This is a genomic window from Protaetiibacter mangrovi, from assembly GCF_024752305.1.
Classification (GTDB): Bacteria; Actinomycetota; Actinomycetes; order Actinomycetales; family Microbacteriaceae; genus Homoserinibacter; species Homoserinibacter mangrovi.
Genome location: NZ_JANTHX010000004.1, coordinates 483,322 through 507,762, shown reverse-complemented (window position 1 = coordinate 507,762; position 24,441 = coordinate 483,322). Strand labels below are relative to the sequence as shown.

At 69.4% G+C, this 24,441-nt stretch carries 24 protein-coding genes, 1 tRNA gene and 1 pseudogene; 10 read left to right on the top strand and 16 right to left on the bottom strand.

What is annotated here, in order from left to right; translation table 11 throughout:
• Positions 1-85 precede the first annotated feature (85 nt).
• Both NUH29_RS04680 and NUH29_RS04675 read right to left on the bottom strand, forming a co-directional pair.
• Positions 86-481 carry an SHOCT domain-containing protein gene (locus NUH29_RS04680; protein WP_258797848.1) on the bottom strand — a complete coding sequence of 132 codons (396 nt, stop codon included), beginning with the start codon at positions 479-481 and terminating at the stop codon, positions 86-88.
• Between the two features lie 90 nt (positions 482-571).
• Positions 572-1,036, bottom strand: coding sequence for a GNAT family N-acetyltransferase (locus NUH29_RS04675; RefSeq protein WP_258797846.1), 465 nt, complete (start codon positions 1,034-1,036; stop codon positions 572-574).
• Positions 1,037-1,070: 34 nt separating this feature from the next.
• On the opposite strand from NUH29_RS04675, the gene NUH29_RS04670 reads away from it, so the two are divergent.
• Positions 1,071-2,225 carry an SLC13 family permease gene (locus tag NUH29_RS04670; RefSeq protein WP_258797845.1) on the top strand — a complete coding sequence of 385 codons (1,155 nt, stop codon included), beginning with the start codon at positions 1,071-1,073 and terminating at the stop codon, positions 2,223-2,225.
• Here NUH29_RS04670 and NUH29_RS04665 read toward each other — a convergent pair.
• Positions 2,215-2,814 (bottom strand): TetR/AcrR family transcriptional regulator, encoded by a 600-nt coding sequence (locus NUH29_RS04665; protein WP_258797844.1) that lies wholly within the window; start codon positions 2,812-2,814, stop codon positions 2,215-2,217. The genes NUH29_RS04670 and NUH29_RS04665 overlap by 11 nt on opposite strands.
• 66 nt (positions 2,815-2,880) lie before the next feature.
• On the opposite strand from NUH29_RS04665, the gene NUH29_RS04660 reads away from it, so the two are divergent.
• Both NUH29_RS04660 and NUH29_RS04655 read left to right on the top strand, forming a co-directional pair.
• Entirely contained in the window at positions 2,881-3,654 is a 774-nt protein-coding gene (locus NUH29_RS04660; protein ID WP_258797843.1) for an SDR family NAD(P)-dependent oxidoreductase, read from the top strand.
• 77 nt (positions 3,655-3,731) lie between these two features.
• Entirely contained in the window at positions 3,732-4,460 is a 729-nt protein-coding gene (locus tag NUH29_RS04655) for a DUF4396 domain-containing protein (protein WP_258797842.1), read from the top strand.
• Between the two features lie 30 nt (positions 4,461-4,490).
• Here NUH29_RS04655 and NUH29_RS04650 read toward each other — a convergent pair whose 3' ends face one another.
• Genes NUH29_RS04650 through NUH29_RS04640 form a run of 3 tightly spaced genes read right to left on the bottom strand, consistent with a single transcriptional unit; the run spans position 4,491 to position 5,779 of the window.
• Positions 4,491-4,817, bottom strand: a complete 327-nt coding sequence (locus NUH29_RS04650) for a DUF7882 family protein (RefSeq protein ID WP_258797841.1) — start codon at positions 4,815-4,817, stop codon at positions 4,491-4,493.
• 37 nt (positions 4,818-4,854) lie between these two features.
• On the bottom strand, positions 4,855-5,256 hold the full coding sequence (locus tag NUH29_RS04645) for a hypothetical protein (protein WP_258797840.1): 402 nt from the start codon (positions 5,254-5,256) through the stop codon (positions 4,855-4,857).
• A 55-nt stretch (positions 5,257-5,311) separates the two neighbouring features.
• On the bottom strand, positions 5,312-5,779 hold the full coding sequence (locus tag NUH29_RS04640) for a nitroreductase family deazaflavin-dependent oxidoreductase (RefSeq protein WP_258797839.1): 468 nt from the start codon (positions 5,777-5,779) through the stop codon (positions 5,312-5,314).
• Positions 5,780-5,864: 85 nt separating this feature from the next.
• Here NUH29_RS04640 and NUH29_RS04635 point away from each other — a divergent pair, with 85 nt between their 5' ends.
• Positions 5,865-6,851 carry an NAD(P)-dependent alcohol dehydrogenase gene (locus NUH29_RS04635; protein ID WP_258797838.1) on the top strand — a complete coding sequence of 329 codons (987 nt, stop codon included), beginning with the start codon at positions 5,865-5,867 and terminating at the stop codon, positions 6,849-6,851.
• A gap of 358 nt (positions 6,852-7,209) precedes the next feature.
• Positions 7,210-11,802 (top strand): NACHT domain-containing protein, encoded by a 4,593-nt coding sequence (locus tag NUH29_RS04630; RefSeq protein ID WP_258797837.1) that lies wholly within the window; start codon positions 7,210-7,212, stop codon positions 11,800-11,802.
• Between the two features lie 196 nt (positions 11,803-11,998).
• On the opposite strand, the gene NUH29_RS04625 is transcribed toward NUH29_RS04630, so the two are convergent.
• The 7 genes from NUH29_RS04625 to NUH29_RS04595 all read right to left on the bottom strand — a co-directional run bounded on the left by NUH29_RS04625 (position 11,999) and on the right by NUH29_RS04595 (position 17,752).
• The gene (locus NUH29_RS04625; RefSeq protein WP_258797836.1) at positions 11,999-12,544 is read right to left on the bottom strand and encodes a PIN domain-containing protein; all 546 of its coding nucleotides are present in this window, start codon (positions 12,542-12,544) and stop codon (positions 11,999-12,001) included.
• The gene (locus NUH29_RS04620) at positions 12,541-13,656 is read right to left on the bottom strand and encodes a helix-turn-helix domain-containing protein (RefSeq protein WP_258797834.1); all 1,116 of its coding nucleotides are present in this window, start codon (positions 13,654-13,656) and stop codon (positions 12,541-12,543) included. The genes NUH29_RS04625 and NUH29_RS04620 overlap by 4 nt, the downstream gene beginning before the upstream one ends.
• 170 nt (positions 13,657-13,826) lie before the next feature.
• A tRNA-Arg gene (locus tag NUH29_RS04615) sits at positions 13,827-13,898 on the bottom strand.
• A 63-nt stretch (positions 13,899-13,961) separates the two neighbouring features.
• The gene (locus NUH29_RS04610) at positions 13,962-15,122 is read right to left on the bottom strand and encodes a CHAP domain-containing protein (protein ID WP_258797833.1); all 1,161 of its coding nucleotides are present in this window, start codon (positions 15,120-15,122) and stop codon (positions 13,962-13,964) included.
• Positions 15,123-15,303: 181 nt separating this feature from the next.
• Positions 15,304-15,801 (bottom strand): HNH endonuclease, encoded by a 498-nt coding sequence (locus NUH29_RS04605; protein ID WP_258797883.1) that lies wholly within the window; start codon positions 15,799-15,801, stop codon positions 15,304-15,306.
• A gap of 331 nt (positions 15,802-16,132) precedes the next feature.
• Complete coding sequence (locus tag NUH29_RS14565) at positions 16,133-16,816, bottom strand: C40 family peptidase (RefSeq protein ID WP_308445744.1); 684 nt, start codon at positions 16,814-16,816, stop codon at positions 16,133-16,135.
• Positions 16,817-17,059: 243 nt separating this feature from the next.
• Complete coding sequence (locus NUH29_RS04595) at positions 17,060-17,752, bottom strand: iron-dependent transcriptional repressor DtxR (RefSeq protein ID WP_258797832.1); 693 nt, start codon at positions 17,750-17,752, stop codon at positions 17,060-17,062.
• Between the two features lie 56 nt (positions 17,753-17,808).
• Between NUH29_RS04595 and serC the strand changes: the two genes are divergently transcribed.
• Both serC and NUH29_RS04585 read left to right on the top strand, forming a co-directional pair.
• Positions 17,809-18,918, top strand: a complete 1,110-nt coding sequence (gene serC, locus NUH29_RS04590; RefSeq protein ID WP_258797831.1) for a phosphoserine transaminase — start codon at positions 17,809-17,811, stop codon at positions 18,916-18,918.
• Positions 18,919-18,934: 16 nt separating this feature from the next.
• Positions 18,935-19,084, top strand: a pseudogene (locus NUH29_RS04585) (DUF2530 domain-containing protein); the annotation flags it as partial.
• Here NUH29_RS04585 and NUH29_RS04580 read toward each other — a convergent pair.
• Both NUH29_RS04580 and NUH29_RS04575 read right to left on the bottom strand, forming a co-directional pair.
• On the bottom strand, positions 19,040-19,633 hold the full coding sequence (locus NUH29_RS04580) for a DUF3027 domain-containing protein (RefSeq protein ID WP_258797830.1): 594 nt from the start codon (positions 19,631-19,633) through the stop codon (positions 19,040-19,042). The pseudogene NUH29_RS04585 and the gene NUH29_RS04580 overlap by 45 nt on opposite strands.
• Before the next feature lie 7 nt (positions 19,634-19,640).
• Positions 19,641-20,021 carry a cold-shock protein gene (locus NUH29_RS04575; protein ID WP_258797829.1) on the bottom strand — a complete coding sequence of 127 codons (381 nt, stop codon included), beginning with the start codon at positions 20,019-20,021 and terminating at the stop codon, positions 19,641-19,643.
• 56 nt (positions 20,022-20,077) lie between these two features.
• On the opposite strand from NUH29_RS04575, the gene NUH29_RS04570 reads away from it, so the two are divergent.
• The 3 genes from NUH29_RS04570 to NUH29_RS04560 all read left to right on the top strand — a co-directional run bounded on the left by NUH29_RS04570 (position 20,078) and on the right by NUH29_RS04560 (position 24,014).
• Positions 20,078-20,341: a multidrug ABC transporter ATPase gene (locus NUH29_RS04570; protein ID WP_258797828.1), complete on the top strand. Its 264-nt coding sequence runs from the start codon at positions 20,078-20,080 to the stop codon at positions 20,339-20,341.
• Complete coding sequence (locus tag NUH29_RS04565; RefSeq protein WP_258797827.1) at positions 20,331-22,205, top strand: helicase-associated domain-containing protein; 1,875 nt, start codon at positions 20,331-20,333, stop codon at positions 22,203-22,205. Before NUH29_RS04570 ends, NUH29_RS04565 begins: the two co-directional genes overlap by 11 nt.
• Before the next feature lie 156 nt (positions 22,206-22,361).
• Complete coding sequence (locus NUH29_RS04560) at positions 22,362-24,014, top strand: DNA repair helicase XPB (protein ID WP_258797826.1); 1,653 nt, start codon at positions 22,362-22,364, stop codon at positions 24,012-24,014.
• Positions 24,015-24,023: 9 nt separating this feature from the next.
• Here the strand turns inward: NUH29_RS04560 and NUH29_RS04555 are convergent, their stop codons facing one another.
• Positions 24,024-24,440: a DUF1801 domain-containing protein gene (locus NUH29_RS04555; protein ID WP_258797825.1), complete on the bottom strand. Its 417-nt coding sequence runs from the start codon at positions 24,438-24,440 to the stop codon at positions 24,024-24,026.
• Between the last annotated feature and the right edge of the window lies 1 nt (position 24,441).

Below are 24,441 nucleotides of genomic sequence, written 5' to 3'. Positions count from 1 at the left end.
GTCATCCCGTCGATTGGCAGGCCACACACGGCCACGATAGGTCGATCACCCGCCCGAACCCGGGAGCGAAACGCGCCGCACGGCGCTATCCGAAGAACTGCTTCCCGAGCGCCTTCGACTTGAGGGCGTCGAACTCGCCCTGGGTGATCGTGCCCTCGTCGAGCAGCTGCTTCGCCTTCGCGATGTCGTCGGCGGGCGAGCTGGACGCCGCGGGCTTCCAGTCGTCCTGCTCGGGGACGACGCCCCGGTCCGCCGCCCAGCGGGCCACCATTCCGCGACCTCGGGCGATGATGTAGACGAGCGCGCCGAGCAACGGGAACAGCAGCAGCGCGATGAGCCACACCGCCTTCCACCCTCCGCGGAGCGTGTGGTCGCGGAACAGGTCGACGATGACCATGAACAGGATCATCAGGGTGGCGACCCAGATGAAGGCCTCGAAGACCCACAGGATCCAGGTGAACGTCCACTGGAAGAAATCCACGGCCATCTCCTCACGTCGGCGCGATGCCCCGATCATGGACCCCCGCGGGCCGGAGGCCACCACCCCGCCCGGGTGAGTCGCGAAGCGGCTTCAGAGCTCGCGGGTCATGAAGACGCTGTTCGGGTCGAGCGCGTAGTCGGCGAACGGGCCGGTCTCGACGAAGCCCGCGCGCAGGTAGAGGGTGCGGGCGGGGAGGAAGAAGTCCTGGGAGCCGGTCTCGAGGCTGAGGCGCCGATAGCCGCGCGAGCGGGACTCCTCCAGCACGTGGGCGAGCAGCAGCCTGCCGAGGCCGCGCCCGCGCGCCGCGGCATCCGTGCGCATCGACTTGAGCTCGCCGTGCGCGGGGTCGAGCTGCTTGAGCGCGACGCAGCCGAGCAGGGCGTCGCCCTCGGCGAGCGCCCAGAAGGTGACGGACGGATGCTGCAGGCCCGACACGTCGAGGGCGTGCACGCTCTCGGGCGGGGAGGTGGCGAACATGTCGGCGAGGTGGTCCTCGAGCAGGCGCAGCACACGCGGGTCGCCCAGGTCGCCGGGCACGATCAGGGGGGCGCTCATCCCCACCATCCTGGCGCAGCCGTACGCTCATCCGGTGCGCCTCGCGATCGTGGGAGCCGGCCTGCTGGTGGTCGGCGCGATCGCCGTCGCCACCGGGGTCCTCCCGCTCGACGACGCGATCGCCGTCGCGGCGCGCGTCTGGCCGATCCTGCTGTTCGCCGTCGCGGTCACGGTCGTGGCGGAGCTGGCGGACCGCGCGGGTCTGTTCGCGGCGATCGCCGAGCGGCTCGCCCGGCTCGGGCGAGGTCACGGATGGGTCCTGTGGCTGCTGGTCGTGCTGCTCGCGGTCGCGGCGACGGTGTTCCTCTCACTCGACACGACCGCCGTGCTGCTGACGCCCGTCGTGGTGCTGCTGGCCCGGCACCACGGATACCCGCCGCTGCCGTTCGCGCTCACGACGGTGTGGCTCGCCAACACCGCATCGCTGCTGCTCCCGGTCTCGAATCTCACCAACCTGCTGGCCGAGCACGCCCTGGGCTACTCGGACCCGGCGCGCTTCGCGGCGCTCATGGCGGCACCCGCGATCGCCGCGGTCGTCGTGCCGTGCATCGTGATCGGGGTCGTGTTCCGACGCGAGCTCGGCACCCGCTACACGGCGCTCGCGGCCGAGGCCCCGCGGGATCGCGTGCTGTTCTGGACCGCGGCGACCGTGGTCGCCGTGCTGATCCCCTTCCTCGTGAGCGGCCTGCCCGTGTGGATGCCGGCGAGCGCCGCCGCGGCCGTGCTGCTCGCGGTGTTCGTGGTGCGCGATCGAGCAGTAGTTCGCCCGCGGCTCGTGCCCTGGGGGCTGCTGCTGTTCGCGAGCGGCCTGTTCCTGGTGGTCGAGGCGGGTCACGCGCTCGGCCTGTCGGCCGTGCTCGCGGGGGCCATCGGTTCCGGCGACGATCCGCTCGCGCTGCTGCGGATGGCGGCATCCGGTCTCGTCGGCGCGAACGCGATCGACAACCTGCCCGCATACCTGGCCCTCGAGCCCGTGGCCGACTCCCCCGCGCGGATCGCCGCGCTCCTGGTGGGGGTGAACGCCGGACCGCTCGTCACCCCCTGGGCGTCCCTCGCGGTGCTGCTCTGGCACGATCGGCTGCGGTCACTCGAGGTGGAGCTGCCGTGGAGGCGCTATGTCGTGCTGGGGCTGGTGACGGCGCCGGTCACGGTGCTGCTCGCGACGCTGGCGCTCGCCCTCACCGGGTGAGCAGCAGGGCGTCGACGAGCACCTCGATCTCGTGCTCGGCGCTCGTCGGCCACGGATCGTCGCCTTTGTGCACGCGCAGCGAGGTGAGACCGTGCAGGCTCGTCCACAACCGGATGGCGACGACGGGCGCGTCGGCGCCGTGGCTCGCCTCGAGGCCGCGGGTGAGCTGCTCGATCATGTCCCACCCGGGTGCACCGGGGCCCGCGATGTGCGCGAGTCGGTCGGCGCTCTCGAACAGCACGCCGTATGCGCCGGGGTTCGCGAGCCCCCAATGCAGGTAGCGGTGGCCGAGGGCGATCAGCTGCCTTCGGTCGAGGGGCCCGTCGGGCAGCTCGAGCGCCTCCCGCAGTTCGGCGTTGCCGTCGACGAGCACCGCGTGCACGAGCTCGTCGACCGAGGCGAAGTGCCGGTAGACGGCCGACGGCGCGACCCCCACCCGCTTCGCGACCGCACGCAGGGAGAAGGGCGCCGCCTCCGGGGCTTCGGTGAGCAGGTGGCGCGCCGCGAGCACGAGGTCGACGCGCAGCCTCTCCCCCTCGCCCCGGGGGTTCGGGATGCGGGCGGTCGGCGCGTCGGCGGCTTGCGTCATCTCGCGGTTCAGTGTACACATGTTCACAGACATAGGTGAACGCATGTTCACGCAGGAAGGACCGCCATGTACCAGCCCACCCGCAGCCTCATCACCGGCGCGAGCGCCGGCCTCGGCGCCGCCTACGCCCGCGCGCTCGCGGCCCGCGGCTCCGACCTCGTGCTCGTCGCGCGGCGCGCCGACCGCCTCGAGGCGCTCGCCGCCGAGCTGGAGGCCGTCCACGGCATCCGGGCCGAGGTCCTGCCCGCCGACCTGTCGCTGCCGGGTGCGGGGCGCGCCCTCCGCGCGGCGATCGGCGGCGAGATCGACACCGTCATCAACAATGCCGGCTTCGGCAGTCACGACCTGCTCGTCGACGCCGACCCGGAGCTGCTCGAACGGGAGATCGCGGTCGATGTCACCGCCCTCGTCGACATCACGCGCGCGTTCCTGCCGGAGCTGGTCGCGTCCGGCCGGGGTGCGATCGTCAACGTCGCGAGCACCGCCGCGTTCCAGCCCATCCCGCGGATGGCGGTGTACGGCGCGGCCAAGTCGTTCGTCGTGAGCTTCACGCGCGCGGTGTGGGCGGAAGCCCGCCCCCACGGTGTCCGGGTGCTCGCCGTGGCCCCCGGCGCCACCCGCACGGAGTTCTTCGACGTGGTCGGCACCGAGTCGGCGGCCGTCGGCCGGTTCCAGCAGCCCGAGGACGTCATCCGCACGACCCTGCGAGCCCTGGACCGTACCCGCATGCGCTCGACCGTCGTCTCGGGTCGGGCGAACGCGGCCGCGGCCTGGGCCACCCGCCTGATGCCCGCCGACGCTCTCACCCGGATGGCGGGGCGGCTCGTCGAGCGCCGATGACTCCGCGCGGGGCGGGAGGGTAGACCTCCTCGGGAGCGCAGACCAGGGTGTTGCCACATCCGCCCTCGGAGTCGAACGTGGCCGGGGTGCAGACCCCCGACACCCTCGGCCCCGGGGACTTCCCCGCCTGGTTGGACGCCCTGACGACCGCACTCCTGCTGCTCGGCGGGGTGTGCGCCGTGATCTCCCTCATCTGGCTCGTGCGCTCACCGCCGAAGCACCGCATCATGATGGCCGTCTGGCCCCTGACGTCGCTGTTCGCGGGCCCCCTCGCCCTGGGCCTCCTCGCCCACCGTCGCCGCCTCACGGCCGCCGGACGCGAGATCGACGCGACCAGCCGCACCGCCACCTCCACCACCCATTGCGGTGCCGGATGCGCGCTGGGCGATCTCATCGCCGAATGGCTCGCCTTCGGCGTGCCCGCCGTCGCCGTCGCCTTCGGGTGGGGATGGCTCTTCGCCGACAAGATGTTCGCGGTCTGGGTGCTCGACTTCCTGCTCGCGTTCCTCATCGGGATCGCCTTCCAGTACGCGACGATCGCGCCCATGCGGGAACTGGGAGTGCGCGCCGGGTTCGTCGCCGCGCTCAAGGCCGACTCGGCATCCATCGCCGCGTGGCAGGTGGGCATGTTCGGCACGATGGCGCTCGTACAGTTGGCGCTGCTCCCGGCGCTTTTCGGAGGCCGCGCCTCGGTCGCGAGCCCCGAGTTCTGGTGCGCGATGCAGCTCGCGATGCTGGTCGGCTTCGCGTGCAGCTTCCCCGTGAACGCCCTGCTGCTGCGCCGAGGTGTCAAGGAGGCGATGTGACGCTGACGTCGCCGGGACGGGCGACTCGGGTCAGCGCATCGGAAGCGCGGGCACCTCGCCGGTGGCGACCGTCTCAGCCGAGAACTGGATGCCGCCGGTCGAGTTCGCCGAGCGCAGGATCTCCTCCAGCCACCGGCGGTCGATCGACGGCGGCTCCGGCTCATGGAATACGAACCGAAGCGGGATCGACTCGTGGAACCAGAGAGTCGATCTGCCCGCCGTGTCGTCGGGCAGATGCGTCCACGAGAGCGTGAAGCTCTCGCCCCGCCTCAGCTTGGTGATGACGGCGAGCTTCAGATGCGCGAGCGCATAGTCTTCGATCTCGATGGACTGGGTGCCGTAGAAGAGAGTCCCCACCATCGGAGTCTACGTGACCCCCGAACGGGGGTGATCGTCAGAGCCGCTCGAGCAGCTGCGACACCTTGCTGAGCCGCTCGCGCGGGAGCGCGGCGGCCGCCTCCGAGGGGGCGCTCTTCACCGCGCTCGCGAGCACGTCGTAGATCACGAGCTGCGCCCAGCGCGGGGCGTCCTCGTCGGACTGCGCACGGATCTGGTGCTCCATGGTGGCGGTGACCTGGCCCGTCGCCCCGTCGTACTGCACGAGCAGACCCCGCCAGCTGTCGCCGTCGGGGAAGCAGAGGGCCTTGAGCCCCGGCAGCACGTCGAACTCGGCGCAGTGCTCGAGCCCGTCGAGGTTCGGGGGGAGGACACCCATCCGCGGGTTCATCTCGGGAAGGTCCCAGACGAGCGTGTCGACGAGATCACGCGCTCGCTTCTTCTCCGCCCGGGTCGCCATGGCTCAAAAATAGTGGATGGAGGGCGCATTTCGTGCCGCCCGTCCGGGGGCGGGATCAGAGGGCGGTGTCGAGGCGCAGTTCGACCATCGGGAAGGTGTCCACGGGATGCCCGAGCGCCTTCTCCATCGCGCCCCGCAGCACGTCCCAGTCGCGCGGGTGAGCGTCGGCGTACCGGCCGAGCGCCCGCCGCGCCTCCTCGTCGGGGAGCAGATGCGCCGTGGCGGGGCGACGCCGCATCCGCCCGGTGCTCACGAAGCAGTGCGGGTCCGCCTGGAGGTTGCGGTACCACTGCGCGCGTTCGCCGAAGCCCGACACGATCCGCAGGCGGTCGTCGGCGGACCGTTCGACGATCTCCAGGCAGACGAAGCGCGGCTCGCCCGAGGTGCGCCCGGTGTGCTCGAGCATGAGGATGCGGTCGCCCATGATCCAGCCGAGTCCGCGCCGGTACAGCCCGATCGGGGCGCGCACGAACCACCGCGTTCGCAGTGCGCGTGCGGCGATCCCCGAGGGCGAGAGATCCATCGCTCCACGGTAGCGACCCGCGCCGCTCGCCCCTCGACGGCGGCGCCGGTTGCGGCCAGGATCGAGGGGTGACGGAGTCGAGAGCATGACCGACCTCATGCGCGCCGTCGTCTACGAGCGATACGGGTCACCCGACGGGCTGCAGCTGCGGGAGGTGCCCCGGCCGGCGCCCGGACCGGGCGAGGTGCTCGTCGAGGTGGTCGCCGCATCCGTCAACCTGTCCGACTGGGAGTCGCTGCACGGCGCCCCCGCCTACGCGCGGATGGGCGGGGCGTTCCGGCCGAGCCCCGGACGCCGCACCCTCGGCACCGACCTCGCGGGTCGCGTCGCGGCGCTCGGTGAGGGCGTGACGCGCCTCGCGGTCGGCGACGCCGTGTTCGGCGACATCATGCCGCGCTCCGGCGCGTTCGCCGAGTACGTCGCCGCCCCTGAGGCGCGGCTCGTGCCCATCCCCGCGGGACTCTCCTTCACGCAGGCGGCCGCGCTCCCCCAGGCGGCCGCGATCGCCGTGCACGCGGTCGCCCTCGCGAACCCCGGCGAGCGGATGCTGTTCAACGGCGCGGGCGGCGGATCCGGCAGCCTCGCGCTCCAGCTCGCGGTCGCGAAGGGCGTGCACGTGACCGCCGTCGACAACGCCGGCAAGCTCGACTTCCTGCGGCAGCTCGGCGCCGAGGACGTGATCGACTACCGCCGCGACGACTTCACCCGCCGCGGGCCCTTCGACGTCATCGTCGACGCCGTCGCGCGCCGCTCGATCTTCGCCTACCGGCGGGCGCTCGCCTCCGGCGGGCGCGCCCTGGTGGTCGGCGGCACCACGCGCGCGGTGCTGCGGATGCTGACGGTCGGCGCGCTGCTCGGCCGGGTGAGCGGCACACGGCTCGGCGTGCTGATCGTGCATCAGGGGCCCGCGGCGTTCCTGCCGATCGCCGAGCAGGTGGCGCGCGGCGAGCTGACCGTGCCGATCGACGGCGTCTACCCGCTGGAGGAGCTGCCGCAGGCAATCACCCGACACGGCGAGGGGCGCGCGAACGGCAAGGTGGTCGTCGCGGTGCGGGCGGATCCATCCGCCTGAGACGCCGGCGCCGAGTGCAGGATCGGTGCCCCTGGTGGGGCATGGAGCCTAACCCCAACTCGGCCAGTTGCCCTCCAGGCTCGGCTTCGCCTCACGTAGCACTATCCGAAGTAAGGGATCTCGCCTAGCTAGGACCGATCGGTGAGACGCGGTGCTTGCTCCACGCTACGTCTGATCGCGCCGGTACGTTTCAGTCATGCCCTCTAGCAGTGGCGGCGCCGCGGCGGCCGCCGGCACCGACTACCAAGCACGAGTATGCGCGTGGGCATGCGCTCTGATGCTCAGCGAGACGGTCCCGCCGTGGGGCTGGACAGCTGGAGCTCTTGTTCGATCTGTGCACTGCGAGTCGCAGAGTGACGTGGACGACCTCAACATCGCGAGTAGTTCGGCGACCGCATACCTGCAGGCAAAACATCGCGTGAATCTAGAGACTTCCGCGAGCAGCGCGCTTGGCAAGACGTTGGCGCAGTTCGTGCGGCAGTATCTCGCGGGCGCGGGCCTGCAGCGTGACGATCGACTTGTCTTGGTCACATCGCCGCTTTCCAGTCGCCCGATCACAGTCGAACTGCCCCGGATCCTCGAACAGGTCCGCGACGCTTCCGCCGCTGCGTCACTCGACGACGTCATCCTTTCAAGTCGCGAACACTCCGTCCTGAACACGGTGGTCCAGCACATCCAGACCATCTACACGGACGTTACGAATCAGACAATCGACGACCGAACGCTATTGGATCTCGTGCGCTGCTTCAGGATCCTTGTGCTCGATCTCGAAGCCGACGGCGTCGGGGAACGCGAGACTCTCCTTCACCTGAGGATGTCTCTTCAACCCGAGGTTCCGGTGGAGTCGGTGTGGTCAGCCCTGATCTCCCATTGCGTACGCCTCATGCGTACGCGTGGGTCTGATACTCCCGTTTCTCTGCGCGACTTCCTGCGCTCCCACGGATGGGCTGCGAGCGCCGCAGCCTCCTATCAAGCAGACGTTCAACGATTGGCTCGCGAATCCGACCTGGCGCTCGCGGCCCTTCGTGAACTTTCGACAATCGACGGCTTGCACGTGGCAAGGGCGGTCGACCGGGCGCTGGTCGACCGAGCCCGCGAGGGCTCACTGCTCGTCACGGGCGAGCCTGGCTCCGGAAAGTCAGGGACACTCTGGTCGCTTGCGGAGACAATGCGGCTCGAGGGTCCGGTCGTCGTGCTTCGGGCTGACACCGTCTCGGCGCAGTCGTTGCGTCAGTTGCGGGAGGATCTCGAACTCCAGCATGCGCCGGACGAGGTGCTCGCGCACTGGCCGAGCACGGGCGCTGGACTATTGATCATTGATGCTCTGGATGCCGCGCGCGGTCCGTCTCAGAGAGTGATTCAAGATTTCATCGAACGCGCGACCGTGAGCTTGCCCAATTGGACCATCATTGCGTCCATTCGGAAGTTCGACCTTCAGTACAACCAGCCACTGAGGAGAGCGTTTCGCGCACAAGCCGCGTCGGTCGGCGAATACACCCTCCCCGAGTTCTCCGCTGTCGCCCACCTGAACGTTCCGGCGCTCTCCGTCGATGAACTTGAGGCGTTCGCTGCGGCCTCGTCTTCGGTCGCATTTGCGCTTGACCAACTTGGATCTAATCCGTTGCTTCTCAATCCCTTCAATCTCAGGATCATCGCGGACCTCCCGCGCGACGTGGTCGAGGCCGGATTCACCCAGGACGATCTGCTCGAAACCTACTGGGCGACCCGGATCCACGCAGACGGCCCTGACAACGCCGATCGCTTCGAAACGGTCCTCCGTCGCGCGTGCGACGCAATGATCGCCGGAGGACGTTTGCTGGTGAACCGCAGTCAACTGACCGTCGATGAACTCGGCGCTCACATACTCTCCGAATTGCTCGGCCGCGGCGTCCTCACAGAGGCGGGACCGCCCGAGGCGCCGCGCAGCCAGATCGGGTTTTCGCACCATGTCCTCTTCGACTTCGCCGTGTCCGAACTTCTTCTGCCCGAGCGCGGCATCGACAACCTGATCGAAAGCAATCCCGGCCTGATCGTCCGTATCCGCCCGAGCTTGCAGTTCTGGTTCCGCAAGCTCTGGAACCGCAACCCCGAAGGCTTCTGGCAGATCACTCTGCAATGGCACGACACCAATGGCTTCGCGAGCGCCCGGCTGATCCCGTCCCAGGTCGCCGTGAACGGCCTGACCTCAGTCGACCAGGTTGAGCCTCTCCTGCGGCGCATTGCCGACTCGACGGACGATGCGCCACGTAGGGCATTGCGGACGCTGGTCCAGGCAGCGGTAGCCGACGGGGATCAGCTCGTTCGAGCGCAGTCACAGCTAGGAATATGGGTAGCGATCGCAGATCGCATGGCAACGCATCTCGACGAGCCCGTTGCGCTCTCCTTACGACTACTGTTCTGGGAACTCGCGAAGGGGTCTCTCGTGGGTTCGACCGCGGCGCTTGCAGGGACCGCCGCCCGCACCTACTTCATGTGGGCGATTGCCGTCGGCAAGCACGGCACCTTCTGGCTGCGGCAGGCAATTCAGATCATCGTGGCGACGTTCGAATTCGACCCGACCGCGAGCGAATCATGTCTCCGGGCGCTGACAAGCGAGGAGCGGCTCGCGGAATACGGCTACGAGGAGGCGCCCACGCTAGCGAGCGAACTCGCCAAGCTAGGGTCTTACGCCGCCGACTTCGTGGCCGATGCCTACGTCAGTATTCTCTGCCACCACGAATCGTCGTCCGAGTCCACCGTGATGCTCAGCGGCGTTCTGTCTCTCTCGTCGAATCGTCGGCAGGACTACGACGGTGCCCTTCACGCCATCGAAGAGGCCTACCCGACATTTCTCGCGAGTACGCCCGCGCAGGGTCTCCGTATCGCTATGGAGACTTGGCGAAGTCGCACCGAGGGCCGCCAGTCCCACCCTCGAGACCCCATTGAGCTCTCAACCGCTGGTGGCACCGTGATCCGTGACGGCAGCTACTTCATCGACCTGGACGACGGGCACGAGGTCCCCTTCCAGATCCTTGCCCACCTGCGGTCCTGGATGCGATCTCAGTCCCCCCGCGTCGCGGTCGGCGTGATCGACGAGCTGACCGGCCAAAGCGTTCACGCCGGCGTGTGGATGGCTCTGATCCAAGCGGTACCGCGGACCCAGGATGTTGCCCATGCCCTGATGCCGATCTTGACCAACGCCGATTGTCTCGGGTCCGGAGAGTTGTCGTTCGAGATCGGCGAGTCGCTCGTCGAGTTGCACGCCTCCGCGACAACCGCCGATCGAGTCGCGATCGAACGAACGATCATCGGGATGACCAACGACGAAAGACAATCCCGTGTCGCAGATCAACTACTTGCCAGGTTCACACCGGAAGCGTTCGCGACAGAAGAGGCTCGCGAACGGCGTCTCAGCCCCGAAGTCGAACAAGCGCCCTCGCAACGGCCATTCGTCCGGGCTTGGGATTTCGATCCCAGCCCCGACGATTCCGACTCAGACCTCCGCGAGGCCGGCGTCGATACCGACGACCCTCACATACGATCGCTGCTCGGACAGGCACGCAATCTTGAACGAGATCTGCCTCCGGTTCTTGACCGCGAAACGTTCGACTCGAGAATCCAGGCACTCGACCGACTCGTTGCAGACCTATCGCAGCTAACGACTAACGGTGCCGACGAGGTCAGACGGAAGGCGTGGAACAGCGCGGCGGCATTTGCCGCGGCAGCCTCGCGAGCGGAGTGGATCGCCGACACCGATCCAGACACACAACGGCTTCTCGTGGATGCGGTGCTGCAGTCTCTCGCAATTCCTGTGTCTCACCCTCGCGAAGTCGAGTCCTTCGACAACTCCGAATACTGGGCAGGCGGGAACCCTCGGATCACCGCGGTCCAAGCCGTCTTCGGACTGCTTCACTACGGCATATCCACGCCAGAGGTTGAAGCACAAGTCACCCTGCTGTGCTCGGCTCCGGAGGTCGAGGTACGTCGCCAGGCGTTCCAGTACCTGCCATGGATACTCGCGGATCGACGCCCGCTCGCACTATCCATCCTGCAGGCACGACTGAGAGTAGAGCCCTCGGCCGCAGTGCTGGACGCCATCTTGAGAGTGGTCTTTAGGGCCAAGAGATTCAGCGATCGCAACGGCTTGCTTCAGAACCTTCGCGAGACGCTGGTGCGAGCTCAGCAGTTGGGGTCGCGCGGCAAACAACTGCGCGAATCGTGTGTGCGGAAGCTGGCAATCCTCGACATATGGGACGGCGACCCGGGCGCGCGCTCCGATATAGACAGGCTGCTCTCAGCGATACCCGCCCGGTCCAACCTGATTACGGCAGTCATCCACATACTGCGCGAGCCTCTCACGCCAGCACCTCACACCGAGCGCAACGTCGCGGCCCTGACTCGCGCAGTAGAAATATCGACAACGGTGGTGGAGCGGAGTTCAGCAGAACTAGCCAGATTGCGGGCACGGTTCGAGGGACGTCTGGCGACCGACTCAGCTCGGAAGCGCTACCGTCGGCTACTTCAGCACGTGGACGCCGTCAGCAACCAACTTTATTTCTCATGCGGCGCGTACAACCGGAAAGAGGAAGAACCGAGCCCGCGCGCCAATCCGCGCGATGTTCTTCGGCTGTACGGCTCCTTGCTCGAGGCTCTAGCAGGCGCTACCGCCCCGAGCACCACCCACCACACGATCGCTGTGCTCGCATACGGCTTCGAGTCCGACCCTCGATCCGTGTTGCGACTCGTCGCTGCTGCGGTAGATGCAGGACGGGTGGGCGGCTACGAGTTCGACTCAATGGGGCTCGATCTCGTGATGTCCGTCCTACGACGCTTTGTCGCCGAGCAACGAGACCTGCTTCGGACCGATCCAATCGTGCTTGCACACTTCCTTGGGACCCTCGACACGTTTGTGGACGTCGGTTGGGGGTCCGCTCACAACCTCTCCTACAGCTTGGATGAGGTCTTTCGCTAAGGGCCGTCGTGAGGAGATCGGGCGTGCGGCACCCGTGGTACTGATGCTGGGATAAGCGACCTTCCGTCGCTCCGAGTTCCGGCGGGGGGACGGCTACGTCCTGGTCGACTGCGCCGACACTTTCGCCCACCTACGGCGAAGCGCTCGTTGGCATCCCGCCGAGACTCTCTTGTTGCCCAACTAGCTCGCTGCCCAACTAGTAGTCCACCAGTCCCTGCTCCAACGCCCAGGCTCGAAACCCTCCAGCCTGGAAAGGAAGGTAGTACTTTCCAGAAAGCAGGTCGTCCGCGATGCTTTCGACAACTTGGACCGTGAGTTGTTCCGCCCGGATAGCCTGACAAAGAAGTGGAAGGGTGGCGGTGACTCGAAGGCCTTCGTCGATCGCGATCTGTCTCGGGACCGAGTCATCGATTACGAGTTCAAAGCCTCGAACGGCCCCCAACGCGAGGACCCCACACTCTCCACGATTCGTTTCCCCAACAGCAAGACGACCCTCATACCTGCTGAAGGCGACCAACACATCCACGTCGGCACTCCTGTCGACGTGGATCCAGTCGGCGTCCAGTACGGCATGTAGTGCTGGACGCTCGTGTGCCTGCATCCGCAGCTCGACTTCCACGCTCTCCGGGACAACAACCGTTCGATCGCCCGCGAGAAACTTCAATACGCCGAGCCACCCCTGGAGGGCAAAGTGTCGCATCGGTCCCGTGTCAAACACGAGAGGATCGACCCAGTCGGTCACGAAACGAAGTTCCAGATTTCGTCTTCTCGACGGGCTCGCGGTAGTGGCAAGTCGGCGTCCATATGGGTGTTATGAAGCATCTCCAGAGCGCGTTCGCGGCTGAGCTTCTCGTCGCGCACGAGACGCAAGATCGCTAGCTGGTAAACGCGCGGGAGAGTGGTGGCGGCAAATTCCTCCGCAACGACCAGGCCATGCTCGACAATGTCGAGCGCCGTGGTGGATGTGCCGCGGATCTGACCTGCCTCGTCTCCCTGGATCAGTTCGCACTCCCGAAGCTTTCGGGCAAGTGTCGCCATATCCACCCGGTACTCGCTTGCCGTCATGACAGTCGCGGCGCGTAGTCCATGACGCTCCACGCGAGACGACCATCGGTCATTCAATGCCTCGCGCGGGAGCAGGAGTTCCCGCGCGAAGTCGTCAAGTAGTGCCTCTATGCCAGCATGCTCGGTCGAAACGCGCCAGTCGATCGAGTAATCGTCAGCGACCAAATAGTGGCCAAGTTCATGAGCCGCTGCAAGCCTCCGTCGACCGACCTTCATGTGACTGTTTACCAAACCGACTCCTCCTGCACGCAGGAGGATTGTGCCGGCGTCGGCCGTGTCGGGGCCCAGGTCGAACCCGAAGACGAGGAGGCCAAGGGGCTCGAGCGCCGCGCCGAGCTCACGCACCGGTTCGGTTGGCGTGAGGCCAAGCAGGCCTCTCGCTCGATGAGCAAGTTGTTCGGCTTCGGCGCGGTTGTTGGGTCGCGGCTCGGTCTCCTGCGCGGTCGCCTGAAGAACGTCCGGCGCCAGTTCAATTAGGAACTCCACGTCCTCCGCAAGTTTGGCAATCAAGCGGTCGATCCGAGAATCAACCACATCAACCCCTTGGCTAGCGCGGTGAGAGACTAGCGCTGGCACCGGTTCTTCAAAGAAGGACGACATTCGGGTCTGAAGCGCAGCGGCGATGTCGGAGAGTTCAATCGCGCTCACTCCACGAGTGCCGCTCTCGATCTTCGTAACGACGGTACGGTCGAGCCCGATCTCACCGGCAAGTTCCGCCTGGCTGAGCCCAGATCGCTCACGCGCTTGTCGGATGCGTTGGCCGAGTGCCACCAGGTCCAGTTGAGCCACATGTGCGAGTATCGCACATGTGGTTTCACGCGCAGAGCTTCGTCCGCCCAGGTGTGACCAGGCGGCAGACGTGGTGGCCGAGAGCGGCACGAACCCCAACCTGCGAATGATGAAAGATCCCCGCAATCAAAGGGATCTCCAGTTGGGGCTAGACAATGTGCCCCTAGGGGTGCCCCTGGAGGGACTCGAACCCCCAACCCTTTCCTTAGGACGGAACTGCTCTTCCATTGAGCTACAGAGGCTGACCGCCCGAGTCTATCGAGCGGACGCGCAGCGGCCGGGCGGTGGCGCGGCGGGAGAGCGGATCAGGCGGGCGGCGGCGAGAGGTAGATCGCGGAGCTCGCGGGGATGATGCGCTGGCCGTAGATCTCGGGGCCCCAGTTGTACTCCTCGATGAGCACGGAGCCGTCGGGCAGCACGCTGTTGACGTAGGCGACGTGGTTGGCTCCCGGGAACCAGGCGACCCATCCGGCGGCCGGGGTGGTGCTGGTCGGCCAGCCGTGCTTGTCCCACTGGCTCTTCCACGAGTGGGCGCTTCCACCGCCGGGCGTCAGCGACGACCAGTCCCACTTGAACGGGGCGTGCGTGGAGCCGGCGTCGCGGTTCAGGCGCCAGGCGACGAAGTCGACGCACTCGCGCACGTAGTAGCGCAGCGGCGAGAGGCCGCCGCCCTGGCTGCGCGAGAGCTCGGTGGCCCAGGGGTAGTCGTCGCCGAGCTCCTTGGCGCCCGAGGCGAGGTACATCTGGATGTTCCGCTGGCGCAGCGCGTCGCGGTAGAGGCGCTTCAGATCCGAGGCGCTCGTGGAGTCGTAGCCGTCGCGGGTGTCGCTCGTCACGCTCGCGGTGTCGACCGCGGCCTTGTCGAGTGCGAGCACCTGGCCGTCGGCCTTCGCGGCGACGTCGGCGATGACATCCGGGGTCTCGGTGGACGCGTACGCGGGCAGGGTGAGCGAGACGAACAGCCCGCCGACGAGCACCATGGTGCCCGCGACGCTGAGGCGCTTGCGGGTGCCGTGCGTCGACGAGGGGCGCGCCACGGCCGGGGCGGCCGCGCTGCGCCCGCTGCGCCGACCGCGTTCGCGTCCGGCGGTGTCGCCGGATGCGGGAGTGGCGTCGAAGGTGCCGAACGGCGCCGCCACCTGCGGCATCGTCGCGGTGAACGCGGGGATCCGCGGCGTCGACTCGGTGAACGTCGGCGCCGGACCCGGGCTCTGAACGGGGCTCGAGAGCGCCTCGCGGGCCGCACGACGCGACCCCGGCTGGGCCGGGGTCGGAGTGGGGACCGCAGCGCCCGCGGCGGGCGCCGGGGCGGCGTTGCGGAGCGAGCGACGCGAGGGGAACTCGACATTCTCGCGAGCGCCCGAGACCCCTTCGGGGCGGGACTGCTGCGGGAGCGGGCCGGCCTCCGAGGTCTTCGCGGCGGGTTCGGTGAAACCGAGCGCAGCGAGGGTCTCGTAGTCAGTCACGTGGTTGAGGCTCTTCCGGGTTGGAGACGACCATTCGACGTTACGCGAGATGGCCCCGAATGTCACGTCTCGATAACGGCCCGCTTTTCGGGGGTAGACAGCGCCATTGCCAGCACTTTCCCATGTTGAGAGAGGCTCACGCGACGGATTCCGTCGCGGATCCGCGGCTCGGCGACGGCTGCTACGCGGCCGGCGCGAGGTACTCGCGCCACTCCGGCTGGGTGCGCTCGGCACCGCGCACCAGCCAGGCGGTGCCGTGCGGCGGCCGCGGCGCGAACCGCAGCGACCACCCCATCTCCTGCGGGGTGCGGTCGCCCTTGATGTTGTTGCAGCGCAGGCAGCACGCCACCAGGTTCTCCCAGCTGTCGGCCCCGCCCCGCGAGCGCGGCATCACGTGGTCGATCGTGGAGGCGTGGACGCCGCAGTACGCGCAGCGCTGGTCGTCGCGCCGCAGCACGCCCCGCCGCGAAACCGGCACGGCCCGGCCGCTCGGCACCCTCACGTACCGGCGCAACAGGATCACCGACGGGCGATCCCATTCGCCGGTCGTGCCGTGCACGGGGTGGTCGTCGTCGCTCGCGACCACGACCGCCTTCCCCGACAGCACGAGCACGAGGGCTCTCTTGAACGACACGACGGCCAGCGGTTCGTATCCGGCATTCAGCACCAGGGTGCGCAACGGGTCTCCTCTCGAGGGAGCCTGCATGGCGTGCAGGCTGTCGAACATCCCGGAGCCCTGCGGAACGCGGATGAGAGAACAGAAAAGGCGCCGTCGCGAACGACAGCGCCTTAGACGACCTCGACGTGACAGTGCACGTCGGGCCGGCTGCTGAGCTGTATGCGGAACAGCGCGCGCGCATCCATGGTGCGGATGCTCTGCGTGTCTCGCATGGTGCCCTCCCCGATCCGAAGACCTCTGAGGATGCCAGGGTAACCCGTGCGGGTGAATGAACCGCTAACGATTCGGGTCGTGTCGCCCCGCGCCGCGGATTACCGCGGCGCAATACAACTCAGATGCCGTAGCGGACGAACCAGGCGTTCGGGTCCCAGATGGGGTGCACCTCGACCACACCGCCCGGCTTCGGGGCGTGCACCATCGTGTTGCCGCCCATGTAGATCGCGGAGTGGCCTCCGCCGTCCATCACGACCACGTCGCCGGGACGCGCGTCGGCGCGCGCGATGAGGTGGCCGCCGCCGACGCCCCGCCCCTGCGCACTCGAGGAGTGCGGCAGGGCGACGCCGAACTGGGCGTAGACGAACATCACGAGACCGGAGCAGTCGAAGCCGGCGGGCGAGGCGCCACCGTACACATAGGGGACGCCCTGGTACTGGAGCGCCACCTGCACGACCTGGTTCAGGTCGAAGTTCGGGTAGGGCGGGTTGGCCAGGTAGTCGCGCACCGACGGTCCCGAGTAGGAGGCGAGCGCGGCGCGCTGCGCGGCACGGCGCAGCTCGGCGGCCGAGGTGAAGTCGTAGCTGTCGCGCGCCGCGGCGGCCACCTGCACGTCGGCGATCGGCACGGTCTGGGCGTTCGTCTCGCGCAGCTGCTGCAGCGCCGCGGTCTGCGTCGCGTCGTCGGCCGCCTCGGGCTGGAACGCGTACGCGGGCAGGGCGACGGTGGCGAAGAGACCGGGGACGACGAGCGCGATGATCGCGAGGTTGCGGATCGCACCGATGCGGGTGCGGCGATCCATCGGGTTACCTGACAAGAGGGGGGCTCCTGCATCCCGGCCGCTCGAGGTGACGGCCCCATCCCTTTCGTATGTCACGTCGCCGGGCAGAGGATGGGTGGACGAGACGCCCTGCCTGGCGGCCTCCGACCTTCCTTGCGTGGTCGAGAGGACCTGCCGAGTGTAGGCGAGGTCACCTGGGAAATCACACCGACGTGCCCCGTTCGGGGGACATCCGCTGTTCGCGTGCCCCCGGGAGGGTTCGGATCAGGCCTCGACGTAGATGTGCGACGCGACCTCGACGGGCAGTTCCAGACCCTCACCGAAGCCGTCGACCTGCACGATGACGTACGAGCCGGCGGCCGACAGGGCGACGGTCGCACCGGGCACGACGCCCGCGTCGCGCAGCTGGGTCAGCAGCTCGGGCTCGAACTGCACGGGCTCGCCGAGCCGACGGATGACACCCGTCACCTCGCCCGCGGCGGAGCCCGCCCGCGTCACGATGCTCTCCACCCCGTCGAGGAAGCGGCCCGCCGGGCGGTCGCCCAGCTCGTCGAGCCCCGGGATCGGGTTGCCGTAGGGCGACTCGGTCGGATGGTCGAGCAGCTCGAGCAGGCGGCGCTCCACCTGCTCGCTCATCACGTGCTCCCAGCGGCAGGCCTCGTCGTGGACGAACGCCCAGTCGAGTCCGATCACGTCGGCGAGCAACCGCTCCGCGAGACGGTGCTTGCGCATGACGTGCATCGCACGGCTGCGACCCTCGGTGGTGAGGGCGAGATGACGGTCGCCTTCGACGACCACGAGGCCGTCGCGCTCCATGCGGCCGATGGTCTGCGACACCGTGGGGCCCGAGTGCCCGAGGCGCTCCGAGATCCGCGCACGCAGCGGCGTGATCCCCTCCTCCTCGAGGTCGAGGATGGTCCGAAGGTACATCTCCGTCGTGTCGACGAGATCGGTCATCGTGGCCTCCCTGCACGTCGGTCTCAGCCTACCCGGCGGCTCAATAGACTCGTGGCGTGCCGGACATCGTGATCCCCCAGGAACTGCTCCCCGCCGACGGCCGATTCGGATGCGGCCCCTCCAAGGTGCGCCCCGAGCAGCTCGCGCACCTGCAGGCGAACGCCGCGCTGCTCGGCACCTCCCACCGGCAGAAGCCGGTGAAGCAGCTCGTGGGTCGCGTGCGTCAGGGGATCGGCGAGCTGTTCCGGCTGCCCGACGGCTACGAGGTGGTGCTCGGCGACGGCGGATCGACCGCCTTCTGGGACGCCGCCGCCTTCTCGCTCATCGAGCGCCGCAGCGAGAACCTGACCGCGGGCGAGTTCGGCGCGAAGTTCGCCGCCGCGGCCGCCGCACCGCACCTCGAGGCCCCGCTCGTGATCGACGCGCCGGCGGGTTCGCGACCGGATGTCGAGGTGGTCGCCGGCGTCGACGTCTACGCCTGGGCGCACAACGAGACCTCGACCGGCGTCATGGCGCCGGTCACCCGGGTGCAGGGCGATCCGGGCGCGCTCACCGTGATCGACGCGACGAGCGCGGCGGGCGGCGTCGACCTGGACGTCGCCGAGTCGGACGTCTACTACTTCGCGCCGCAGAAGAACTTCGCGGCCGACGGCGGGCTGTGGTTCGCGCTCATGAGCCCGGCGGCGATCGAGCGCATCGAACGGATCGCGGCATCCGACCGCTACATCCCCGAGTTCCTGAGCCTGAAGAACGCGGTCGACAACTCGCGTCTCGACCAGACGCTCAACACCCCCGCGATCGCGACCCTGCTGCTCATGGAGGCCCAGCTCGACTGGATCAACGGCAACGGCGGGCTGGCGTTCGCCGACGCCCGCACGCGCGAGTCGTCGGGGCACCTCTACGCGTGGGCGGAGCAGCGCGATTTCGCGACCCCCTTCGTGGCCGAGCCGGCGCACCGCTCGCAGGTCGTCGTGACGATCGACTTCGACGACGCGGTCGACGCGGCGGCGGTGGCCTCGGTGCTGCGCGCCAACGGCATCGTCGACACCGAGCCCTACCGCAAGCTCGGCCGCAACCAGCTGCGCGTGGCGACGTTCACCGCGATCGACCCCGACGACGTCCGCGCGCTCACCTCGGCGATCGACTTCGTCGTGGGCGCGCTCTGACCCCTAGGCTCGCGGCATGCGGTTCTGGCTGAAGGATGAGGAGCGGCGTCCGGATCCGGCGCCCGTCCCCACGGACGACCGCGCGGCGATCCTGGCGGGCTTGGTGCTCTGGGTGCTCGCGCTAGGCGGGCTGCTCGTCGTCGTCGGACCCCTCGTCGAGTCCGGACGCGTCTGGTGGCTGTGGACCTGCCTCATCGGCATCGGCCTCGGCCTCATCGCCCTCGTCTACGTGCACCGCTTCCGCCGCAAACACCGCTGACTCGGGGTGCTCGAAGTCGATCCCGTCGTCGGGGTCGACCCCGAAGTCGTCGTCCCCGTCGAGCTCGTCGTCATCGGCGTCGGCACCCTCGGTGTCGTCGTCGCCCTCGGAGAGCTCGGCGAACTCCTCGTCGACCTCCTCGCCCGCGGCGGCCGCCGCGGCCTGCGCCGCCCGGTACTCCTCGAGCCGCTCCGACCACGGCACCCAGTCGGGCGCGAGCAGGGCGCCGTCGCCCGGCAGCAGCTCGGCCTCGAGCACCGACGGCCCCTCGTCGGGCAGCTCGGCCACGCTGACCGTCCAGTGCCATCCCGGGTAGCCGGGCATCGTGGCGGCGAACGACAGCGTGGTGACGCCCTCGCCCTCGGCGACCTGCGAGACGAGCTCGCCGACCGATGCCTCCGTGGTGATCTCGGCCAGAGCCTCGCGGGCGATGCGGGCGCGTTCCTCGTCGGTCACGAGGCGCTCACGCGTCCAGGTCGTCGGCGACCTTGCGCAGCACGGCGGCGATCTTGGCCCCGTGCGCGCGGTCGGGGTAGCGCCCCCGACGAAGGCCGGCGCCGATGCCGTCGAGCAGCTTCACGAGGTCCTCGACGACGATCGCCATGTCGTCGGCCGAGCGACGGTTGATCTTGCTGAGGCTCGGCGGGGCGTCGAGCACCCGCACCGAGAGCGCCTGCGCGCCCTTGCGACCGTCGGCGATGCCGAACTCGAGTCGCGTGCCCGCACGCACCACGGCACCGGCGGGGAGCGCCGACGCGTGCAGGAAGACCTCCTGGCCGTCGTCGGAGGTGACGAAGCCGAAGCCCTTCTCCTCGTCGTAGAACTTCACCTTGCCGGTCGGCATGCGCGGGCCTCTCTCGCTGATCATTCGGGCGGGGATGCGGGGCATAGTGTTGTCTCGTGCCCGAGAACGCCCCCGTCCCGCTCAATCGTATCGAACGCGTGCTCGCCGCCATGATCGCCGCCATCGTCGGCATCTCGATCATCGCGATCGTCGCGACCATGATCGCGGCATCCAGCGGGGCGGAGATGTCGGGCGGCATCTGGCCCGCCCTCGTGCTGGTCGGCTACATCGGCCTCCCCCTCGCGTTCCTGCTCATCGTGGCCTTCCTCGTCGTGAGCACCGTGCGCCGGCGCCGGCTCGACCGGGACGGTGAGCGGTAGCAGTTCGGCCCTGGCGCTCGCGGCTCGGCTGCGGGCGCTGCCGGATGATGCCCTGACGGAGCTGCTGCGCGCGCGTCCGCTGCGCGAGGCCGGCATCCGCGACGTCTTCGACCTCGCTGAGGCGCTGCTCGAGGCGCCGTCGATCCAGGCGGCGCTCGTGCACCTCGACCGCTCGGTGCTCGGGGCCCTCGCGGCAGCCGTCCTGCTCGCCGACGGCGTCGGCCAGGTGGACGCCCCGGCGATCGCCGCCCGCACCGGGCAGGCGCCCGAGGTGCGGGATCCCGCCCTCGTCCGGCTCGTCGACCTGGCGCTGCTCGTCGAGGACGGCGACGGCTACCTCGTCCCCGAGCAGGTCGGCGATGTGCTGCGCGACTGGCCCGCGCACGGTCTGCCGTCACCGGGCGAGCTGCTCGACGCCGGTCCGCCCGCCGCGCTCGAGGCGGTCGCCGGCGAGGCGCGCGTGCGCGCCGACCGTGCGGCCGGGGAGCGCGCCTTCGCCGCGGTCACGGCCGTCGGCGAGCTCGTCGGGGCGGTGGAGCGCGAGCCGGCGCGGCTGCTGCAGCGCGGCGGCGTCGCCCTGCCCGACTGGCGGCGCATGCTCGCCGCCACGGGAGCCCACGACGACGCCGAGCTCGACACGCTGCTCGCGATCGGCGAGGGGGCCGGCATCCTGACCGCCACCGACGGCGCCTGGCGGGCGACCCCGGAGGCCGACGCCTGGCGGGAGCTGCCGCGCGCCGCGCGCTGGACGGCGCTCGCCGCGGGCTGGCTCGCGCGCGTGCCCGCCGAGCTGCGCGAGCAGTTGCGGGCGCGCGCCGGAGCGCACTGGGGTCAGGGCCTGCTCGACTACCTCGCCTGGCTGTACCCGGCGGGTGGCGACTGGCTGGCGCAGCGCACCCGGGCGGTCATCGCGGCCGCCGAGCGGCTCGGCATCGTCGAGGCCACGGTGCCCTCGACCGCGGGCGTCGCCCTGGTGGGCGCGGGCCCGGATGCGGCCGGTGCCGCCGTCGCCGAGCTGTTCCCGCCGGACGTGCGTCAGGTCTACATCCAGCACGATCTGTCGATCATCGCGCCCGGACCGCTCGCGGCCGACGTCGACGCCCGGCTGCGCGAGGTGGCGGATGTGGAGTCCGTCGGGATCGCGTCGAGCTTCCGGGTGACGGCGGCGTCGGTGACCCGTGCGCTCACCCACGGCGCCACGATCGAGCAGCTGCGCGCGCTGCTCTCGGAGATCTCGCTGACCGGCATCCCGCAGCCGCTCGACTACCTGCTGTCGGACACGGCCGGGCGCTTCGGCAGCCTGCGGGTCGGGCCGCTCGACGGCTCGACCGGCGGCCCGTCGGGGATCGCCCACGCCTACGTGCGCGCCGACGACGCCACCGTCATCGGGCAGCTGCTCATCGATCAGGCCCTCGCGCCCCTGGCCCTGCGCCGCGCCGACGAGCACGAGGCGGTCAGCCGCTTCGACGCCGAGATGGTCTACTGGTCGCTCGTCGACGCCCGCTATCCCGCGGTGTACGAAGACGCCGGGGGCGCGATCCGCGCCGTGCGACGCACCCCGCCGCGGGAGGCGCCGCGCGACGCCGCGGGCGACCCGGCCGCGCGCATCGTGGAGCGCATCCGGGCGAACGCGGCCGAGCAGCCGGTCGAGAGCGGCGCGGCGTGGAACGCGCGTCAGCTGGAGCTCGCCATCAAGAGCAAGATGCAGGTGACCGTCGTCGTGCGGATGCCGGACGGCAGCGAGGTGCCCTACCTGCTCGAGCCCGCCGCGCTCGCGGGCGGCCGGCTGCGCGCCCGCGACCGCCGCGCCGACATCGAGCGCACCCTCCCGCTCTCGCACATCGTCGCCGTCACCCCCGCCTGAGGCGCCGCACCCGCTGATTGAGTAGCGCCGAAGGCGCGTGTCGAAATCAGCTTCCGCACACTCGCGGCTGATTTCGACACGCCGCTTCGCGGCTACTCGATCAGAGGTTGGGCCGACAAGCGATACACGGCCCCTCGCGGATAGGCTTGGTCGGTTATGAACGGACCGCTGATCGTGCAGAGCGACCGCACGGTGCTGCTCGAGGTGGCACACCCGGAGGCCGAGGAGGCGCGGCACGAGCTCGCGATCTTCGCCGAGCTCGAGCGTGCTCCCGAGCACGTGCACACGTACCGCATCACCCGGCTCGGCCTGTGGAACGCGCGCGCCGCCGGGCACGAGGCCTCGCAGATGCTGGCGACCCTCGAGCGCTACGCCAAGTTCCCGGTGCCGCAGTCGGTCGTGATCGACATCGAGGAGACGGTCGGTCGGTACGGCCGCCTCGTGATCGCACGCGACGCCAGCCCCGATGGACAGAGTGGAGACCTCGTCATCCGCACCACGGATGCGGCGGTGCTCGCCGAGATCACCCGCAACTCGAAGGTGGGGCCGTTCCTCGGCATCCGCCGCAGCTCGACGGAGTGGACCCTGCAGCCGTGGGCGCGCGGCCAGGTCAAGCAGGAGCTGCTGAAGATCGGCTGGCCCGCCGAAGACCAGGCCGGCTACACGCCCGGCACCCCGCACGAGATCGAGCTCGTCGAGAACGGCTGGACGCTGCGCCCCTACCAGCAGCAGGCGGTCGACAACTTCTTCGCGGGCGGCTCGGGCGTCGTGGTGCTGCCCTGCGGCGCCGGCAAGACGCTCGTCGGCGCGGGCGCGATGGCGGCCGCCGACACGACCACCCTCATCCTCGTCACCAACACCGTGTCGGCCCGGCAGTGGCGGGCCGAGCTGCTCAAGCGCACGAGCCTCACCGAGGACGAGATCGGCGAGTACTCCGGCCAGGTCAAGGAGATCAAGCCGGTCACGATCGCGACCTACCAGATCCTCACCGCGAAGCGGAAGGGCGAGTACGCGCACCTGACGCTGCTCGACGCCCTCGACTGGGGCCTCATCGTCTACGACGAGGTGCACCTGCTTCCCGCGCCGGTCTTCAAGCTGACGGCCGAGCTGCAGGCGCGCCGCCGCCTCGGCCTCACGGCGACGCTCGTGCGCGAGGACGGCCGCGAGTCGGACGTGTTCAGCCTCATCGGGCCGAAGCGCTTCGACGCCCCCTGGAAGGAGATCGAGGCGCAGGGGTTCATCTCCCCCGCCTCCTGCTACGAGGTGCGGATCGACCTGCCGCAGTCGGAGCGGCTGGAGTACGCCGCGAGCGCCGACGACGAGCGCTACCGCCTGGCCGCGACCGCCCCGGCCAAGCTCGGCGTGGTGAAGGAGCTGGTGGCGAAGCACGCGGGCGAGCGCATCCTCGTGATCGGGCAGTACCTCGACCAGATCGAGGAGCTGAGCGACGCGCTCGGCGCCCCGCAGCTGACCGGCTCGACCCCGATCGCCGATCGCGAGCGGCTGTACCAGGAGTTCCGCGACGGCACGACCCCGGTGCTCGTGGTGTCGAAGGTGGCGAACTTCTCGGTCGACCTGCCGGAGGCGACGGTCGCCATCCAGGTGTCGGGATCCTTCGGCTCGCGCCAGGAGGAGGCGCAGCGCCTCGGCCGCCTGCTGCGCCCGAAGGAGTCCGGCCTGCCGGCGAACTTCTACACCCTCGTGGCGCGCGACACGGTCGACCAGGACTTCGCCCAGAACCGCCAGCGGTTCCTCGCCGAGCAGGGCTACAGCTACACGATCCTCGACGCCCACGAGTTGGCCGCCTGAGCAGGCCCCCTACCGCACCGTGATCTCGGCGGGCGGCGGCGGCACCCGATGGCGGGTCGCCGCCTCCACCAGAGCCCGCAGCTCGGGCCGGGCGAGGTCCTCCGCCGTCGCGATCCGCACGTTCCGGATGCGCGCACCGGTGCCGCCGAGCAGCCCCGCCGGGTCCGGCAGCTCCACCCCGTAGGGGAACGCCATCGCGAGATGCGCCGCGAACGGCAGCAGCCACACGAACTGCTCGCTGTTCTTCTTCGGCCCGGTGCCGTAACCTGCGCTGCGCTGCGCGGGCCACACCACCTCGACGGTCTGCGGCAGCACGTCGAGGATGAGCCGCCGCGCGGCGAGCGTCAGCTCGCGCACCTCGGGCGTCGACGCCGCGAGCACCTCGCGGAGCTCCCGATCGGATGTCGTGATGATCCCGGCGGCCATG

What these genes read in the sequence shown, in the direction of transcription:
- NUH29_RS04675 (WP_258797846.1), bottom strand. Translation starts at nt 1,036, where the DNA reads ATGAGCGCCCCCCTGATCGTGCCCGGCGACCTGGGCGACCCGCGTGTG.
- NUH29_RS04665 (WP_258797844.1), bottom strand. Translation starts at nt 2,814, where the DNA reads ATGACGCAAGCCGCCGACGCGCCGACCGCCCGCATCCCGAACCCCCGG.
- NUH29_RS04660 (WP_258797843.1), top strand. Translation starts at nt 2,881, where the DNA reads ATGTACCAGCCCACCCGCAGCCTCATCACCGGCGCGAGCGCCGGCCTC.
- NUH29_RS04645 (WP_258797840.1), bottom strand. Translation starts at nt 5,256, where the DNA reads ATGGCGACCCGGGCGGAGAAGAAGCGAGCGCGTGATCTCGTCGACACG.
- NUH29_RS04640 (WP_258797839.1), bottom strand. Translation starts at nt 5,779, where the DNA reads ATGGATCTCTCGCCCTCGGGGATCGCCGCACGCGCACTGCGAACGCGG.
- NUH29_RS04635 (WP_258797838.1), top strand. Translation starts at nt 5,865, where the DNA reads ATGACCGACCTCATGCGCGCCGTCGTCTACGAGCGATACGGGTCACCC.
- NUH29_RS14565 (WP_308445744.1), bottom strand. Translation starts at nt 16,816, where the DNA reads ATGGATCGCCGCACCCGCATCGGTGCGATCCGCAACCTCGCGATCATC.
- NUH29_RS04595 (WP_258797832.1), bottom strand. Translation starts at nt 17,752, where the DNA reads ATGACCGATCTCGTCGACACGACGGAGATGTACCTTCGGACCATCCTC.
- NUH29_RS04575 (WP_258797829.1), bottom strand. Translation starts at nt 20,021, where the DNA reads ATGCCGACCGGCAAGGTGAAGTTCTACGACGAGGAGAAGGGCTTCGGC.
- NUH29_RS04560 (WP_258797826.1), top strand. Translation starts at nt 22,362, where the DNA reads ATGAACGGACCGCTGATCGTGCAGAGCGACCGCACGGTGCTGCTCGAG.
- NUH29_RS04555 (WP_258797825.1), bottom strand. Translation starts at nt 24,440, where the DNA reads ATGGCCGCCGGGATCATCACGACATCCGATCGGGAGCTCCGCGAGGTG.